Annotated in this window: 14 protein-coding genes; 4 read left to right on the forward strand and 10 right to left on the reverse strand. The window is 44.3% G+C overall.

From position 1 onward, the window contains the following. Positions 1-4: 4 nt before the first annotated feature. Entirely contained in the window at positions 5-634 is a 630-nt protein-coding gene (locus J8L84_RS06285) for an alpha-ketoglutarate-dependent dioxygenase AlkB (RefSeq protein ID WP_211069932.1), read from the reverse strand. Positions 635-664: 30 nt separating this feature from the next. Here J8L84_RS06285 and J8L84_RS06290 point away from each other — a divergent pair, with 30 nt between their 5' ends. Together J8L84_RS06290 and J8L84_RS06295 are read left to right on the forward strand one after the other, a co-directional pair. Then, positions 665-1,867: a methyltransferase gene (locus J8L84_RS06290; protein WP_211069933.1), complete on the forward strand. Its 1,203-nt coding sequence runs from the start codon at positions 665-667 to the stop codon at positions 1,865-1,867. A 9-nt stretch (positions 1,868-1,876) separates the two neighbouring features. Beyond that, positions 1,877-2,500, forward strand: coding sequence for a peptidylprolyl isomerase (locus J8L84_RS06295; RefSeq protein WP_211069934.1), 624 nt, complete (start codon positions 1,877-1,879; stop codon positions 2,498-2,500). Here J8L84_RS06295 and J8L84_RS06300 read toward each other — a convergent pair. The 5 genes from J8L84_RS06300 to efp all read right to left on the reverse strand — a co-directional run bounded on the left by J8L84_RS06300 (position 2,497) and on the right by efp (position 8,263). Further along, positions 2,497-3,015, reverse strand: a complete 519-nt coding sequence (locus J8L84_RS06300) for a GNAT family N-acetyltransferase (protein WP_211069935.1) — start codon at positions 3,013-3,015, stop codon at positions 2,497-2,499. The two genes, J8L84_RS06295 and J8L84_RS06300, sit on opposite strands and share 4 nt — an antisense overlap. After that, positions 3,003-3,776: a gamma-glutamylcyclotransferase family protein gene (locus J8L84_RS06305; RefSeq protein WP_211069936.1), complete on the reverse strand. Its 774-nt coding sequence runs from the start codon at positions 3,774-3,776 to the stop codon at positions 3,003-3,005. Before J8L84_RS06305 ends, J8L84_RS06300 begins: the two co-directional genes overlap by 13 nt. An 18-nt stretch (positions 3,777-3,794) precedes the next feature. Continuing rightward, complete coding sequence (locus J8L84_RS06310; RefSeq protein ID WP_211069937.1) at positions 3,795-6,224, reverse strand: TonB-dependent receptor; 2,430 nt, start codon at positions 6,222-6,224, stop codon at positions 3,795-3,797. 246 nt (positions 6,225-6,470) lie between these two features. Beyond that, on the reverse strand, positions 6,471-7,439 hold the full coding sequence (gene epmA / locus J8L84_RS06315; protein ID WP_211069938.1) for an elongation factor P--(R)-beta-lysine ligase: 969 nt from the start codon (positions 7,437-7,439) through the stop codon (positions 6,471-6,473). 254 nt (positions 7,440-7,693) lie between these two features. Beyond that, entirely contained in the window at positions 7,694-8,263 is a 570-nt protein-coding gene (gene efp / locus J8L84_RS06320) for an elongation factor P (protein ID WP_013785484.1), read from the reverse strand. A gap of 36 nt (positions 8,264-8,299) precedes the next feature. Here efp and epmB point away from each other — a divergent pair, with 36 nt between their 5' ends. Beyond that, positions 8,300-9,325, forward strand: coding sequence for an EF-P beta-lysylation protein EpmB (epmB, locus tag J8L84_RS06325; RefSeq protein ID WP_211069939.1), 1,026 nt, complete (start codon positions 8,300-8,302; stop codon positions 9,323-9,325). 3 nt (positions 9,326-9,328) lie between these two features. On the opposite strand, the gene J8L84_RS06330 is transcribed toward epmB, so the two are convergent. Continuing rightward, positions 9,329-9,520 (reverse strand): hypothetical protein, encoded by a 192-nt coding sequence (locus J8L84_RS06330; protein ID WP_057793966.1) that lies wholly within the window; start codon positions 9,518-9,520, stop codon positions 9,329-9,331. 164 nt (positions 9,521-9,684) lie between these two features. Between J8L84_RS06330 and J8L84_RS06335 the strand changes: the two genes are divergently transcribed. Continuing rightward, on the forward strand, positions 9,685-9,999 hold the full coding sequence (locus J8L84_RS06335; protein ID WP_211069940.1) for a hypothetical protein: 315 nt from the start codon (positions 9,685-9,687) through the stop codon (positions 9,997-9,999). A 135-nt stretch (positions 10,000-10,134) separates the two neighbouring features. Here J8L84_RS06335 and J8L84_RS06340 read toward each other — a convergent pair whose 3' ends face one another. The 3 genes from J8L84_RS06340 to J8L84_RS06350 all read right to left on the reverse strand — a co-directional run bounded on the left by J8L84_RS06340 (position 10,135) and on the right by J8L84_RS06350 (position 13,921). Next, positions 10,135-11,484 (reverse strand): hypothetical protein, encoded by a 1,350-nt coding sequence (locus tag J8L84_RS06340; protein ID WP_211069941.1) that lies wholly within the window; start codon positions 11,482-11,484, stop codon positions 10,135-10,137. A gap of 102 nt (positions 11,485-11,586) precedes the next feature. Beyond that, positions 11,587-12,264, reverse strand: a complete 678-nt coding sequence (locus tag J8L84_RS06345; RefSeq protein WP_211069942.1) for an HAD family phosphatase — start codon at positions 12,262-12,264, stop codon at positions 11,587-11,589. Between the two features lie 154 nt (positions 12,265-12,418). Then, positions 12,419-13,921 (reverse strand): GAF domain-containing protein, encoded by a 1,503-nt coding sequence (locus tag J8L84_RS06350; RefSeq protein ID WP_211069943.1) that lies wholly within the window; start codon positions 13,919-13,921, stop codon positions 12,419-12,421. Between the last annotated feature and the right edge of the window lie 6 nt (positions 13,922-13,927).

Consider the following 13,927-nt stretch of genomic DNA (forward strand, 5'->3'; position numbering starts at 1 on the left):
AAAACTACTTGGTTGAAATTAAATGCCGGAAAGTAAGGTTAATTCTACCACCGATATGTTTAGTCGTCTTAGCAATACCGTGTAGATAATGCGATTGAGTGGTTTCACCCATAACCAACAGACTACCGTGCTCTAATATTTGGGTATAACGCGCGCCGGTTTCTTTGTGTTTGAACACAAAAGGCCGAGATTCGCCAAAAGTTACCGACGCCACCACCGGGTTTGGCCCAAGTTCTGGCTCATCATCAGCATGCATACTCATGCTGTCTTGACCATGTCGATACCAGTTTGCCAGCACACTGTTAAAAGGAATATGACAAACCTCGATACATTTATCCCGAATAGCTGCCAGCTCTTGAGTCCAAGGTTGTGGTGCAAGCTTAATACCCGAATATTTATAAAAGCACTCTGGATCACCATGCCAAGCCTGTAATCTAGGCACGTCTAGGCGCTTTCCATACATGCGGATAGTGTCTTGTCGCCATGGCAATGTGCTTTCAAACACACCTTGATAGTCATTCGCTTGCTCTGAGCTAAGCCATTGCGGATAATAGCGCACCTCAGCTTCTGGCAACGGTAGCGTAATGGGTGAGTTTTTCGCTGCTTTTGCGTCAGTAAAAAGTGGTAATTGCATAACCCCCCGATAACTTTAGACAAGAAAATAATGAATACAGAATTTTCAATGGCAGAGCGCCAGTTTACCTTAATACGCTACCCTGAAAAACATCAGCACAAAAGCCTACAAGCGTGGGACAGTGCCGATGAATTGCTTATTGAGCATGTTGAAGCACACCTCGATGCGTCATCTACCTTGGGTCCCATCCTCATTTTTAATGACGACTTTGGTACCCTTGGCTGTTGGTTTACGCAGTATAATCCTATTTGGATTTCAGATTCGTATATTAGCGTGCGATCATTACAAGAAAACCTAAGGCGTAACCATTTAAAACCGGTTATGAATGAGGAAGGCGCGCTAACGTCACCCGTGACAAGTTTAACCAGTGTTAAAAGCCTTACTTTCACGCCTGAGCGTGCCCCAAGCGTAATTATGCTGAAAGTGCCGCGCACGCTGGCTTTACTTGAACAACAGCTTATCGATATTAAGCGATATGCAGCGCCTGGTACGCATATTGTGGCGGCGGGTAAAATAAAAGCTGTGACCAAGTCGGTATCTGCCTTATTCGAGAAAATCATTGGCCCAGCTAAAACCTCCTTGGCAAAGAAGAAGTCGCGATTGGTTTTTAGTACTCTTGATGAAAGTATTGCTCCTATCCCCTCGCCTTACCCTGAAACATGGGAATGCAAGGGCGCCACAGGCCAAACCTTCGTACTAAAAAACCACGCAAATGTATTTTCTCGCCAGTCGTTAGATATTGGTGCCCGTCTTATGCTTGAGCACATGACGGTAAGCGCTAATGAAACCGTGGTCGATTTAGGCTGCGGCAATGGCGTGTTAGGCGTAAACGCCTTAGCCTTGGCCGGCGACTGCAAGGTAATATTCATTGATGAGTCTTTTATGGCTGTGGAAAGTGCACGATTAAATGTACTTGAGAATTTCCCAGACAAAATTGATCAATGTGAGTTTATTGCCAGTAACTGCCTTGAAAGCTTGCTAGAAAAGCAACAATCACCTTGGGTAACCAAGATATTGTGTAACCCGCCTTTCCATCAACAAAATGCCATTACCGACCATATTGCCTGGCAAATGTTTAACGACTCAAAACACGCCTTGGTAAAAGGTGGGCAGTTGGTGGTGGTTGGAAACAGACACCTTGAACATCACGTTAAACTTAAACGCATGTTTGGTGGTTCAGACGTGCTGGCAAGCGACAAAAAATTTGTTATTTTGGGTACCGCTAAACGATAAGGAATGCACATGTTAAAACCGCTTATAACGGCCTTACTTTTCTCAGCTCTCGTTTTTACGTCTGCAGCAATTAGCCCTAATGCATTGGCGGCTAAAAAAGACGATGGCTCACAAATTCAGCCTGATAACTATTACCCTAGAGTAAAAATTGAAACCTCTATGGGCGATATTGTGGTTGAATTAGACCGCCGACGTGCGCCGATTACTGTGAATAACTTTTTGCGTTATGTAGACAAGCGCAGTTATGAAAACACTATTTTCCATCGCATTGTGCCAGGGTTTGTGGTGCAAGGCGGAGGCTATACCACCGATTTTGAGGGTAAGTCTAATTATCCAGAAATATTTAACGAGTCGGGCAATGGGCTTACCAACGATTTGCACACCATCGCTATGGCTCGGCAAGATGATCCACATACCGCAAATCGTCAGTTTTTCTTCAACGTGAATGACAACGAAACATTAAACCCCGGTCGAGACTGGGGCTATGCGGTTTTTGGCATGATTGTAGAAGGTGAAGATATTGTCGATGCGATGTCTGAAGTAGAGACCGAATACTCTTTAGTGCTTAACACCAACAATGTCCCCATTGAGCCTATTATCATTAAAAAGGTTACCGTACTTCCGCCGTTCTAACGGCTAGCGTAATCACTGTTTCGCCAGAACAGGGTTTGAACCGGTGTGGACTTATCAATAAAGTAAGGGCCACGTTTTTCAAACCCTAGCTGGTGTAACAGATGTTGAGAGCGCGTGTTATTGGGGTGGGTAGAAGCGGTAATGAAATGTATATCTTCTTCCATCTCTACCCAATCAATAACCGCTTTAGCGGCTTCTAACGCTATCCCCTGTCTACGGGCATTCGGTAGCAGCGCAAAACCTAAATCAGGGCACTTGAAAACATAGCGATTAATCAGCCCACACACACCATAAGGCGCGTTGGTTTTCTTATTTCTTATTGCCAGTAAGCCGTATCCCCACTCGTTAATTTGCGCATTAACCCGGTCAATATAATCAGCAGCATCTTCAACACTTGCCACACCACGATTACCAATGAACTGCTTCCATAGCGGGTCTTGGTGCATTTCCACAATCCACAGTTTATCGGCTTGTGTTAGCGGGCTTAATGCCAACCTTTCAGTTAGTAACAACATGAATGAGTATGCCTTTGAGTGGATTGCTTTGCCTTATTTAACAGCGTATCTATCTGCGCTAAATGTTGCTTTGAAATAGCGGCAGCTCTTGGGTAAATCGGGTTTGCTCTGTCGTTAATTCTAGGGTGTTCCCAGCCATGAGTATGCTCAATAAAAGCGTTAGCTTCACTTACCCCACCATGCTCTAAACAGCCCACAAGACAGGTGTCGATATAAGATTGTGAAACTGGGAAGTCGGTACTGGCATGATGACAAAGTAAGGTTTCGCACAACCAAAGCTGGTGTTGGCTTAACGCCTCGCGAAGCGCAGGGGTGAAAGAGGATTGATTACACAAGGAGGAGCTTACATGTTCAATTGCACTAACTGGCACTTCCACAAATCGATAATTCTTTTCTCGCGCACGCAATGAAGGGTTTACCTCAGCGGGAATAAGCTGTGCATTTAATTGAGATGTTTTGTCGGCAACGGCGCCTACATAGGTTTGTTTTTCTTGCAGACTACGAGTAACCCATGCGCGTTTAAAACCTGAAACACGCACGGGTAAACCTTGAGTATAAATACCGGAGTGACGCTCCCTGGAATCTCGACTTAGTAAACTGCCGTAACCTAGCACAATATGCTTACTTTGTTGGTTAGCTAAGGTAGCTAACCAACTGTCTTTTACTGTGCTTTTTACTGAGCTTTTTGCCGTATTTTTTACCGAGCTTTTTGCCGTATTTTCTAATAAGCAATTTGCTGCTTTTACGTCTACCAAGCGCACCCCGTTTTCGCTGCGATATTAGAACAGCGCACGTACTCCTAGCGTAAGGTTACGGCCAGGTAGTGGCGCTTGATCTTTCAAAAATGATGTATGAACGCGAGCTTCTTCATCTGTTAGATTGTTTCCTTTTGCATAAACAATCCACTCAACGCCTTGGCCGCCAAATTCGTACTGAACACTGGCATCTAACAAGGTGTAACCATCGGTTTGTGTTTCGTAAGACGCAACGTCGTCTTGGTCATCATACCAAGTTACGCCTACATCAGCACTTACACCGTTATTGACGTAACTAATGTTACCACCAAATCGCATAGGTGGAGTACGAGGCAAGTTGTCGTCTTCTATTTCTGCGTTAATATAATCACTAAACACAGTAACACGTACTTGCGCATTTACATCGTAGTAGGCTTCGGCTTCTAAGCCCCAAATATCCGCATCGGCTTGTTGGAAGTAATAGATAGGTGTGCCTTCTTCTTCATGGCCTTCCTCTTCTTCTTCCTCATGATCTTCGTGCTCTTCGGTTATTGCCAATAACCCAGTATTTGTTTGATAAATATAATCATCCGCTTGGTTATAGAACAATGAAACTGTATAGCCCCAATCGCCAGTGAATTTACGGAAAGTAACATCGATATTGGTGCTAACTTCTTTTTCTACGTCTTTTAAGTCTTCTTCAATATGACCGTCTTCATCTAAATCGAAAACCAAACCTAGCTCGTAGCTTTGTGTGGCTAAATGCTGGCCTGCAGAGAACAACTCTTGTTGGCTAGGCGCACGCTCACTACGTGAAAGTGTAGTGGCGATTGAGCGCCCTTCTGCATATTCCCAGTTCAAACCAGCTGATAAAGACGTACTGGTGAAGTCATACTTGTTGAAGCTATATGAAGTGACTTGTTCTTCATGCTCTTCATGATCCTCTTCTTCTTCGTGCTCATCTTCATCAGCATGCGTCACCTCAAGAGATAACTCACTGTCGTCGGCATCGTACTCAGTGTATTCAACACGACCACCTAGTTCGAAGGTCACGTCTCCCACTACTTTTTGTTCTACAAGGTAGACCGCATAGTTTGAAGAGGTATTTGCAGGGGTAAAGGCTTCTTCCCCTTCAGCTTCATAGTCGCTATGTTGGAACTGGACACCTAGCACACCATGCCAGCCATCCACTTCTTCATGTGAAATTGAAGCGCGAATATCACTAGATTTATTAGTGAAAATAGTGCCTTGCTCGCCATCTTCAATTTCAACGTGTTCGTAATCGGTATAAGCCGCTGCAAACTTCGCATTGGTTAACCCTCTGATAGGTGAATGCCATTCGCCTGCCGCTTGATAACGAGTCATGTCTACGTCAATCAATACGCCTTCTTCTTCGTGCAGCTCTTCATCATGATCTTCGTCGTCATGATCTTCATCATCGTGGTCTTCTTCATGCTCATGACTGTGACCAGGCACGCCATAACGGTTATCAAGTTGCTCTACCGCAAAGCCAAAGTAACCTTCTTCACCAATGTAAGACAAGCCAGCCGTAATATCGCTGGTTTCCATCGCGGTGCTTTCTAATACGCCGTATGCTTCATCTTCATCAGGTTCTACTGAAGCATAACCAGGAATATCCGTGTCATCTGTGTTACGAGAATAGCCATCGATATGCCATGCAAAGTTACCGCTGCCACCAGTTACATCGCCGCGAGCAAATTTACCGTTATCTACTGTGCTGTAGCTTACTTCGGCTTCACCTTCAACGCCGTCCATTTGGTGTTGCACAATACGCTTATCAACGATGTTAACCACACCGCCAATGGCACCGCTACCATATTGCAAAGTGGCAGGGCCGCGAAGGACTTCTACTTGTGTGGCACTTGCCAAGTTACTGGTTACATTGTGGTCAGGACCAACACGAGATACATCAGAAACATCTAATCCATTTTGAACAATTTTAACCCGTGGGCCATCGTTACCACGAATAATTGGGCTACTTGAGACTGGACCAAAATACGTGCTTTGTACCCCAGGAGTATTCTTTAACGTTTCACCTAATGTCGGCGCTTCAATACGTCTAAGGCGCTCTGCGCCAATAACAGTAACGGGCGTAACAGACTCAAGTACTGAAGATTGTAATGCGGTAGCCGTAACAACAATATTTTCAACAGACGAAGGGGTAAGTGAAAAATCAACGGTTTTATCACCGACGATTTCACCAAGGTCATTGTCACCATGAATATATTGGCTTGAAAATACGTGAAGATGCACATGAGTTTGCTTAACATCGCTAAAACGGTACACACCGTTTTCATCGGTGGTAACGACTCGGCGAGTACCTTCAATGCTAACCTCGGCACCTTCAACGGGTTGACCTGACACATCGGTAACTTTACCGCTGATAACAGTCGCAAAGGATGGAGACGAGAGTAGACCTGCTATCGTAAGACTTAGCAGTGAACGCATTTTCATAACGGTTTCCCTAACAATTTCTTTATTTGTTTAACCATTTACATGGCTATTCTTGTGATGTTATAACATTTTGTGGGTTGAGCCGTTTATTGTCAATGGCAACTTGTCTACGATTTAACTTCATTCACCGAGGACACTGGTTAAAGTAGTACTTTGATTAGAGACAGTCGCCGTCATGCTTAACGCTGAGAATAGACTGAAGTGTGGGGCAAGGCACTGGGTAGAAAATAGCATAAAGAGTGAAACTTACGCCCTACTCACTGGAAAGTTGAGCACCTCTTGAATATGCGACGCCCCTATTTTAAGCATTAACAACCGATCTATACCTAGCGCTACACCTGCGCACTGTGGCAAGCCGCTTTTCAGTGCTGACAGAAATCGTGTATCTATAGGCTTTACAGATTGGCCATTATTGCGACGCTTCTCATTGTCTTGCTCGAAACGTTGCTCTTGTTCTGAAGCATCGCTGAGTTCATGAAATCCGTTCGCCAATTCAGCCCCTTTAAAATACACTTCAAATCTGTCGGCAGTGCGTGAGTCTTCTGTATTGATACGGGCAAGCGATGCTTGTGAAGCAGGAAACCCAAATACAAAACACGGGCGTTCTTGGCCTATAACGGGCTCAATCGCCATTGCAAAAAGCAGTTGTAGCTTACTGTCTTTATTAAGTTGTTCCGGGCTTGAAATATTTATATTGCAGTCAGCCATTTTAGCCAAAAGCATTTCATCCGTAGCGGTTAGTGGGTCAATCTCTAAACGAGATTTAAACACATTTTGATAACTAACCAACTCTCCAGAATCCGTCCCTAAAGTTTCCATTAACAATGCATCAACCTCTTGCATTAAGGCGTGATGGTCGAATCCAGGACGATACCATTCAAGCATAGTGAACTCAGGGTTATGCCAGCGCCCTTCCCCTTCATGCCTAAATGCTTTGCAGACTTGATAAATAGCACCACTTTGGTCGCACAAAAGGCGTTTCATAGCGAACTCAGGGGACGTCTGCAGGTATAAGTCTACGGGCTTACCATCATGTGAATGATTGAACCTAGTATAAAATGCATCAAGATGTTCATCGGTTACCGTACCGGTGGACAACAAAGGGGTTTCTACTTCTAGCACATCACGTGTATAGAAAAAATGTCTTATGCTGCGAAGTAAGTGGGCTCGCGCAAGTCGAGAATCATGTGATGAGGTAGGTTGCCAGTCGTTCATGAAAAGGTGTGTGTTTACTTATTGAAAAGGGTGGTGATAAATACGATAAAAAGCGTTGGGATTATCAACTCTTAACCTTACGAGATTCGAGCTTGCGATGCTTATGCTTACAAAGCCTAAGCTCAAGATTCTTGGGCTTAATCTGGCAAATAACGCTTGAAAAAATGCGTAACGATAAGCGAGTTACCGATGCCAAATACAGCATCGGCTAACTTCAGCTTTTCTACCTACTTTTTACTTACTTTTACCTATTTTTACTTCTGCGCACGAGACGCATACTCACCAGAGCGAGTATCTACTTTAATCACTTCGCCTGTTTGCACAAACAAAGGAACACGTACTACTGCGCCCGTTGTTAGCGTAGCTGGCTTACCACCTGTACCCGCAGTATCGCCTTTAAGGCCTGGGTCAGTTTCAGTAATTTCAAGTTCAACGAAGTTTGGTGGCGTTACTGTAATTGGCGTACCGTTCCACAAGGTAATAACGCATACATCGTTTTCGACTAACCACTTAACGCTATCACCCACCGCTTTTTCGTCGGCAGCGATTTGTTCGAATGTTTCGTTGTTCATAAAGTGGTAGAATTCGCCATCGGTGTACAAGTATGCAAGCTCAGTGTCCAAAACATCTGCGCCTTCTACTGACTCACCAGAGCGGAAAGTTTTTTCTAAAACTTTGCCTGAAATAAGTTTACGAATTTTAACGCGGTTGAATGCCTGACCCTTGCCCGGCTTCACGTATTCGTTTTCTAAAATGTTACAAGGTTCACCGTCCAGCATGATTTTCAGGCCGGCTTTGAACTCGTTAGTGCTGTAATTAGCCATAATTCCTCTGTCTAAACATAAGGTACAAAAAATTTCGTGGAACAAATAATACCTAAAAAAGCGATTTCTGTAGAGCATAACTGGCAAAAAGAATTAGCTAATAGCTTTACCAGCCCTGAAAAGCTGTTGTCTTTTTTAGATTTACCTACCAAAGACTACGAACAAGACAGTAAAGCACGACGCCTTTTTCCTATGCGTGTTCCACGACACTTTGCTTCGCTAATGGAAAAAGGAAACCCAATGGATCCACTTTTTCTGCAAGTGATGCCCCTTAAAGAAGAGTTTAGTATTGAACCGGGTTACACGAAAGACCCATTAGATGAACACGATACTGCGAGCAAAGGCTTGTTACACAAGTACGACTCACGAGTGTTACTCATGGTTCGCACTGGGTGCGCCGTTAACTGCCGCTATTGTTTTCGCAGGCACTTCCCTTATGCCGATAACGCAGTGAATAAAGCCCAGTGGCAAGAGGCAATAGATTACATTACTGGCAACCCTGCCATTAACGAAGTGATTTTTTCAGGCGGCGACCCGCTAATGGCAAAAGATGATCACCTAGCCGCATTGGCAAAAGAAATCGCCGCAATCCCTCATATTAAAAGACTTCGCATACACACCCGTTTACCGGTTGTATTGCCCGAGCGCCTCGATAACGCTTTTTTTGACTGGTTTACTCAGCTGTCTATTCAAAAAATACTCGTGTTACACGTCAATCATGCTAATGAAGTATCAACAGCGTTGAAAACTAGGCTGGAGAAATTGCGTAGTCAGGGCGTTACCCTGTTAAACCAATCGGTGTTGCTAAAAGATGTGAATGACTCGGCCGATGCATTGTGTGAATTAAGTGAGCGGTTATTTGATGCGGGGGTTCTGCCGTACTATTTACATGTACTCGATAAAGTACAAGGGGCAAGTCACTTCTATGTAAGCGATGATAAGGCAAGACAGATTATGCAAGAAGCGATAAAGCGCCTACCAGGTTTCCTTGTGCCTAAACTCGTTAGAGAGATAGGCGCTCAGCCTGGCAAAACGCCTATCGACTTACATTTACATCCCTAAACCTTAAGCGAAAGTGTTTATATTTCCGCCTACAGCAGGATTAGAAGATGTTGATTTTGGTACGTCAGCTGAATTTTCTAAAAGCTGAAGCGCCGCTTTTCCTTCTTGCTCTTGTTGACCCTTGGCCAACTTAAGCGAAGCGAGTTCAAGTGACGCACCGGACGTTCCAGAGGCACTAGCACCTTGTAGATCCATACCGTTTTCCTTTGTTGCTTGAAGCAAAGTAAAAAAATAGGCAAAATTGCCCACCTTCGAAGTTATCGGCTAAAGATGCTGAAACTTTAATCTAATTTTACACTGCTTTTTTCAGGCGCTTTTTATGAGACGTCTTTTATAGGCTTCTTTGTATAGGAAAAGATATGCAAGCTATTCACCAACAACTTCAAGATACTATCCAGACCCTTTATCGTAAGGCGGTGGATGCAGATCAAGCATTGGATCGTTTGCAAAAAGACAGTCAAGGCAAGTTCGCCGCCATATTTGCTGAAGATAGCCCGTTCACCACACAAGCAAAACGCTTCGGCCCTTATGTGGAAGAGATTGCAGTAGATTGGCAAGCATTGAAAGACATGACAGAAGAAGAAGCGAAGGCAGCTTTGCCGTCTTTGATTAAAAAGATTGAATTGGCACTTACCACGGTGTCTCAATTTCAGCAGTCTTTGGCAAGTAAATAGACGCGCTTTTTAACCTACAAATACCATTAACCTATAAAAATCCATGCTACCTTTATTCGCAATTTAGGTAGCATGGCCACGTTTAGATTTTGGCTCAGGGAGCTAGCGCAAGCTATTAGTGTTCCCCTACCTCGCCTAGTGTTCCACTACCTCGCCCGCTTCAATTTGATTGATTAAGTTCCCTTCAGCATGGGCCTTTTGATACATAGGCACTTGTTTGATTAGTCGCTTAATCTCAGCCACTTCGTTTAAATAGGCGTCGCTGTCTACTTGCCCATACTTTTCCGTAAATGCTTGCTTACTCAACCCTTCAGGGAAGGTTTTTATCGCAGGGACAATGTCGTTATCAGATTGAATTCGTGCCACCGCGTTTTGCGTACTTTCGGCATGCTCAGGCATGGTCGCCACTCGGGCAAATTGTGAGCCCGACATATCGGCACCTAAATCAACAAAACTGTAGCCTGAACCACCTGCACCTCTGTCCATTAACTCTTTGAACTCACCAATCGCCCAGGACATATCTTGCTCGGCAAGTAATTCAAGGGCAGCGGAAATAATGAAATGCCGGGCCAAATCGTTACGCTCCAATAAAATAGCGGGGGCGCGAGGCTTCAGTGCTTTTGTTGGGTTGGGCTGTAAGTCACCCACTAAGCTACCAATACGATAGTGCCCCACATACGCTGCAAGCGCCAAAATAACCGCTTTATTATGTAGTGCTGCCTCTTGTGGAGAATTGCTTTGCTCTCTTGCGCGAGCCATGCCTTCCCGTAAATACTCAATAAGAGGCACTGGCTGCTTTGATAAGGCTAAATCTCGCCCTGAAATATAACGCAAGTAATAAGCGGCAAGGGTTTGAAGCTCGGTTTCTTCTTCAACGCCCATATTATTAGACACAACGGTAAGCTCTTCTAATAACGAGGCCAGTGGGGCAGTATGTAAAGACACCTCACCACGGCGCATGGTCACTTTTTCAACTCGGGTCAGGGCAATAGTGGCAATTTCAGACTTAGTCCAATAATTTATACCCTTTTCAGCAAACGAGAGCATGAGAGGCCCAGACAACGACAAATCCCCCACACTAATATAATCAATTTGCAGGCTATCGCCGGGTAAAATCAGTGCTGATACATTGAAATATAAATCAACGCTACTGGGTGAAAAGGTAAAGGTAATTGTACTGCCTACTTCGGTTACGTTGACTACGCCACTAAAATTAGGCACGGCCCGCTGCAACACCCCGACTAAGCTTTCAATCTGGGTTTCGGTTAGATGAATAACATGATTAGCACTACGCTCGGTGAACGCATTTTGTAACTGAGACAATAAGTCGTTAACGCTATCTGCGCCATCCAATTGGTTTGGTGCACTGGCTACCACTAACGGCGAGCGCTGAACTACAGCTACGCTTACCCCTATCAATACGACAAAGGTAACCACGAATAAAGTCACCACGACACCAAGAATCCAACGACCCACACTTCTCATGATTTAATCACTTCCCAAACACCATGAATACATACCACCACGACCTTACCTAAACGCTACGTTGTGAAGAATAGAAATAGTAGCTAAATCTAGTGTTTATGACTAGCGACCTGTGATCTCTTGTTCCACCCATAATTGTAAGCTTTCGTAACGAGAGGTGGCCTCGGTGAAATCATGGGTAGCTGATTGAGTAGTAGGAACAACCACACACGCTAATTCAGCAGACAACGCTGACTGCATGCCAGTATACGTATCTTCAATGGCAATACATTCAGCAGGCGATACACCCAACGTCTTCATTGCCAGTTGGTAACAATCGGGGGCAGGTTTGCTATTAGCAACATCTTCTACCGCCACCACACAGGAAATGTATTGCGCTAGGCCATAACTAGTCAGAGTTTTTTCAACTGATAATGTACTTCCCCCGGTCACTATCCCTAGGGTGTACCCTGCTTCTGCACACGCTTTGATAGTTTCAGCAGCATAGGGCATAAGGGGGAAAGCTTGCTGTAAGAGATATTCTTCAATTTTGTCGTGTTTCTTTTTGGCCAGCAATTCGGGCTTTGCATCTAAAGAAAAATGCTTAACTACATCTTCGGCATTTTGTTTAACGGGTATGCCCGCCATTACCTTGCAGTAAAACTCGTCGGTTAATTCAGCCCCGTAGCTGGCGACTATTTCTTGCCAAAGAGTGAAGTGGACGTGCTCTGAATTAATCAAGGTACCATCGTGATCAAACAATAGCGTGGTAGTGTTTTTGGAAACGGAAGAATTTGCCATCGGTTCACCTCGAATATGAGCAAGTATTAAAACGAATTTTTTATTACTCGCATGATTACTTGCATGAATGCTTGTTAGAAAATGTACAGATTATTGTACTGAAAAAAAAGAACCTCCAATCAGGAGGCCCTAGATAGATGGTCGGGCACAATGCCTAACGTGTTAGCGTTCGAATTAACGATGCACGCAGCTTTTTGGAAAACAAAATATCTCGTTTAGTCCACGGTAAGCTTTGCTCACCATCAACCTCGCTCCACCGCTCAAATGACGCACGTGGTGATAGCATGCCTTGTTCGTTAATGTCTTTTTCCGGTTTGCCAGCCCAGTGCGTTATTTGCGCTTCCGGTTGTCTGAAAATATATAATCGCGCTTTGGCCAATTCATAGTTCATACGAATTAGCATCACGCCTCTCACATTTTCTGAGCCTAATGCCTCTAACCCTGAGTACTGGCGAATATCTTGGGTGTGCAGAATGACATCAGAAGTGTCTGACTGAAAGGCTTTATCGATACGTTTTAGTAGGCTAATGTCGTAGCCATTGTCATTACTAATAAACCATTTTCCATTAATGAAAATGGCAGACCCACATGCGGTAAAATCTCGCTTTACGTCTTCTAGAAAATCTTGCGTTGCTTCAGCATCTTTCAGGCGAAGCTTATGCGTAATAGCCCCAACCTTCTCATCCAATGAGGTGAGTAATTGCAGGCGCTTTTTCGATTTGTGCGTGGAATACACCATAGAGAAATACTTCACCAGCATTTCCGCTTGATGGCGCAACTGCGCATCAATGTGCGATTCAGTGCTGTTGTGACAGGACACTATGCCCCACAACTTACCAGTTTGAATGATAGGAATAGAAAACGATGTAGCCACGCCCATGTTTTGCATATATTCGCCATGAATAGGCGACACACTGCGTAAATCCGAATACGTTAAGTTTAGCGGTTGTTCTGCTTGATTCAAAAAGTCAGCGGGCGGTGTAGCACTGCTAGCAATATATCGCGACGGATTTTCATAATACATCTGGCGGGCAATAGCTGGTATGTCCGATGCAGGAAATTTTAACCCAATATACTTTGGCGCCCCTTCAATGACTTTTTCTGCTACCACTTCACCGCTCCAAAGTTCATTAAAGCGATAAAGCAATATACGTTCACAGGGCAAAAACTCATCAAGGGTTGAGATAAGCTGATCCCAAAAATCCTCATCTTCCCAATGCTGTTCGATGGTAGGAAGAATGGCCGATCTTAATTGCAAATACTGACGCTGGGAGACATTAGCAATGCTTGATTCTATCTCAATTAAAATCCCTTCTTCACTACGATGGCTTCTGAAGTTCAGTACATCATCATTGAAGGGTTCGTTAAAGGCATAAGCTCTGTCGCCAGCCTTTGAACCTAAGTTATAAAGTATACTTAACGGTAGCCAGTCGAGTGATTTTACCGGCCTGCCCACCAGCTCAGAGGGCGAGAGGTGAATAAGACTGGCCAAATTACTGCTAGCCGCGGTGACCTGTAGAGATTCACTATCGATAAAAAAGGCGCCGCCAAATTGCTGAACCTTGCCACTTAAGTGCAAGGCTTCTTTTTCGCAATTTTCAACTAAGGTGTCCATCTTAGTATCGTGTTTATTACGGGTAATCGTATCCGGGTTCATAATCTT

This window comes from Alteromonas sp. MMG017 (genome assembly GCF_018100795.1).
In the GTDB taxonomy this organism is placed as follows: domain Bacteria; phylum Pseudomonadota; class Gammaproteobacteria; order Enterobacterales; family Alteromonadaceae; genus Alteromonas.

Excerpts from the sequence above, each read along its gene's own strand:
- J8L84_RS06290 (WP_211069933.1), top strand. The coding sequence starts at position 665 with ATGAATACAGAATTTTCAATGGCAGAGCGCCAGTTTACCTTAATACGC.
- efp (WP_013785484.1), bottom strand. The coding sequence starts at position 8,263 with ATGGCTAATTACAGCACTAACGAGTTCAAAGCCGGCCTGAAAATCATG.
- J8L84_RS06350 (WP_211069943.1), bottom strand. The coding sequence starts at position 13,921 with ATGAACCCGGATACGATTACCCGTAATAAACACGATACTAAGATGGAC.
- J8L84_RS06295 (WP_211069934.1), top strand. The coding sequence starts at position 1,877 with ATGTTAAAACCGCTTATAACGGCCTTACTTTTCTCAGCTCTCGTTTTT.
- J8L84_RS06310 (WP_211069937.1), bottom strand. The coding sequence starts at position 6,224 with ATGAAAATGCGTTCACTGCTAAGTCTTACGATAGCAGGTCTACTCTCG.
- epmA (WP_211069938.1), bottom strand. The coding sequence starts at position 7,439 with ATGAACGACTGGCAACCTACCTCATCACATGATTCTCGACTTGCGCGA.
- J8L84_RS06300 (WP_211069935.1), bottom strand. The coding sequence starts at position 3,015 with ATGTTGTTACTAACTGAAAGGTTGGCATTAAGCCCGCTAACACAAGCC.
- J8L84_RS06285 (WP_211069932.1), bottom strand. The coding sequence starts at position 634 with ATGCAATTACCACTTTTTACTGACGCAAAAGCAGCGAAAAACTCACCC.
- J8L84_RS06335 (WP_211069940.1), top strand. The coding sequence starts at position 9,685 with ATGCAAGCTATTCACCAACAACTTCAAGATACTATCCAGACCCTTTAT.
- J8L84_RS06340 (WP_211069941.1), bottom strand. The coding sequence starts at position 11,484 with ATGAGAAGTGTGGGTCGTTGGATTCTTGGTGTCGTGGTGACTTTATTC.
- J8L84_RS06330 (WP_057793966.1), bottom strand. The coding sequence starts at position 9,520 with ATGGATCTACAAGGTGCTAGTGCCTCTGGAACGTCCGGTGCGTCACTT.
- J8L84_RS06345 (WP_211069942.1), bottom strand. The coding sequence starts at position 12,264 with ATGGCAAATTCTTCCGTTTCCAAAAACACTACCACGCTATTGTTTGAT.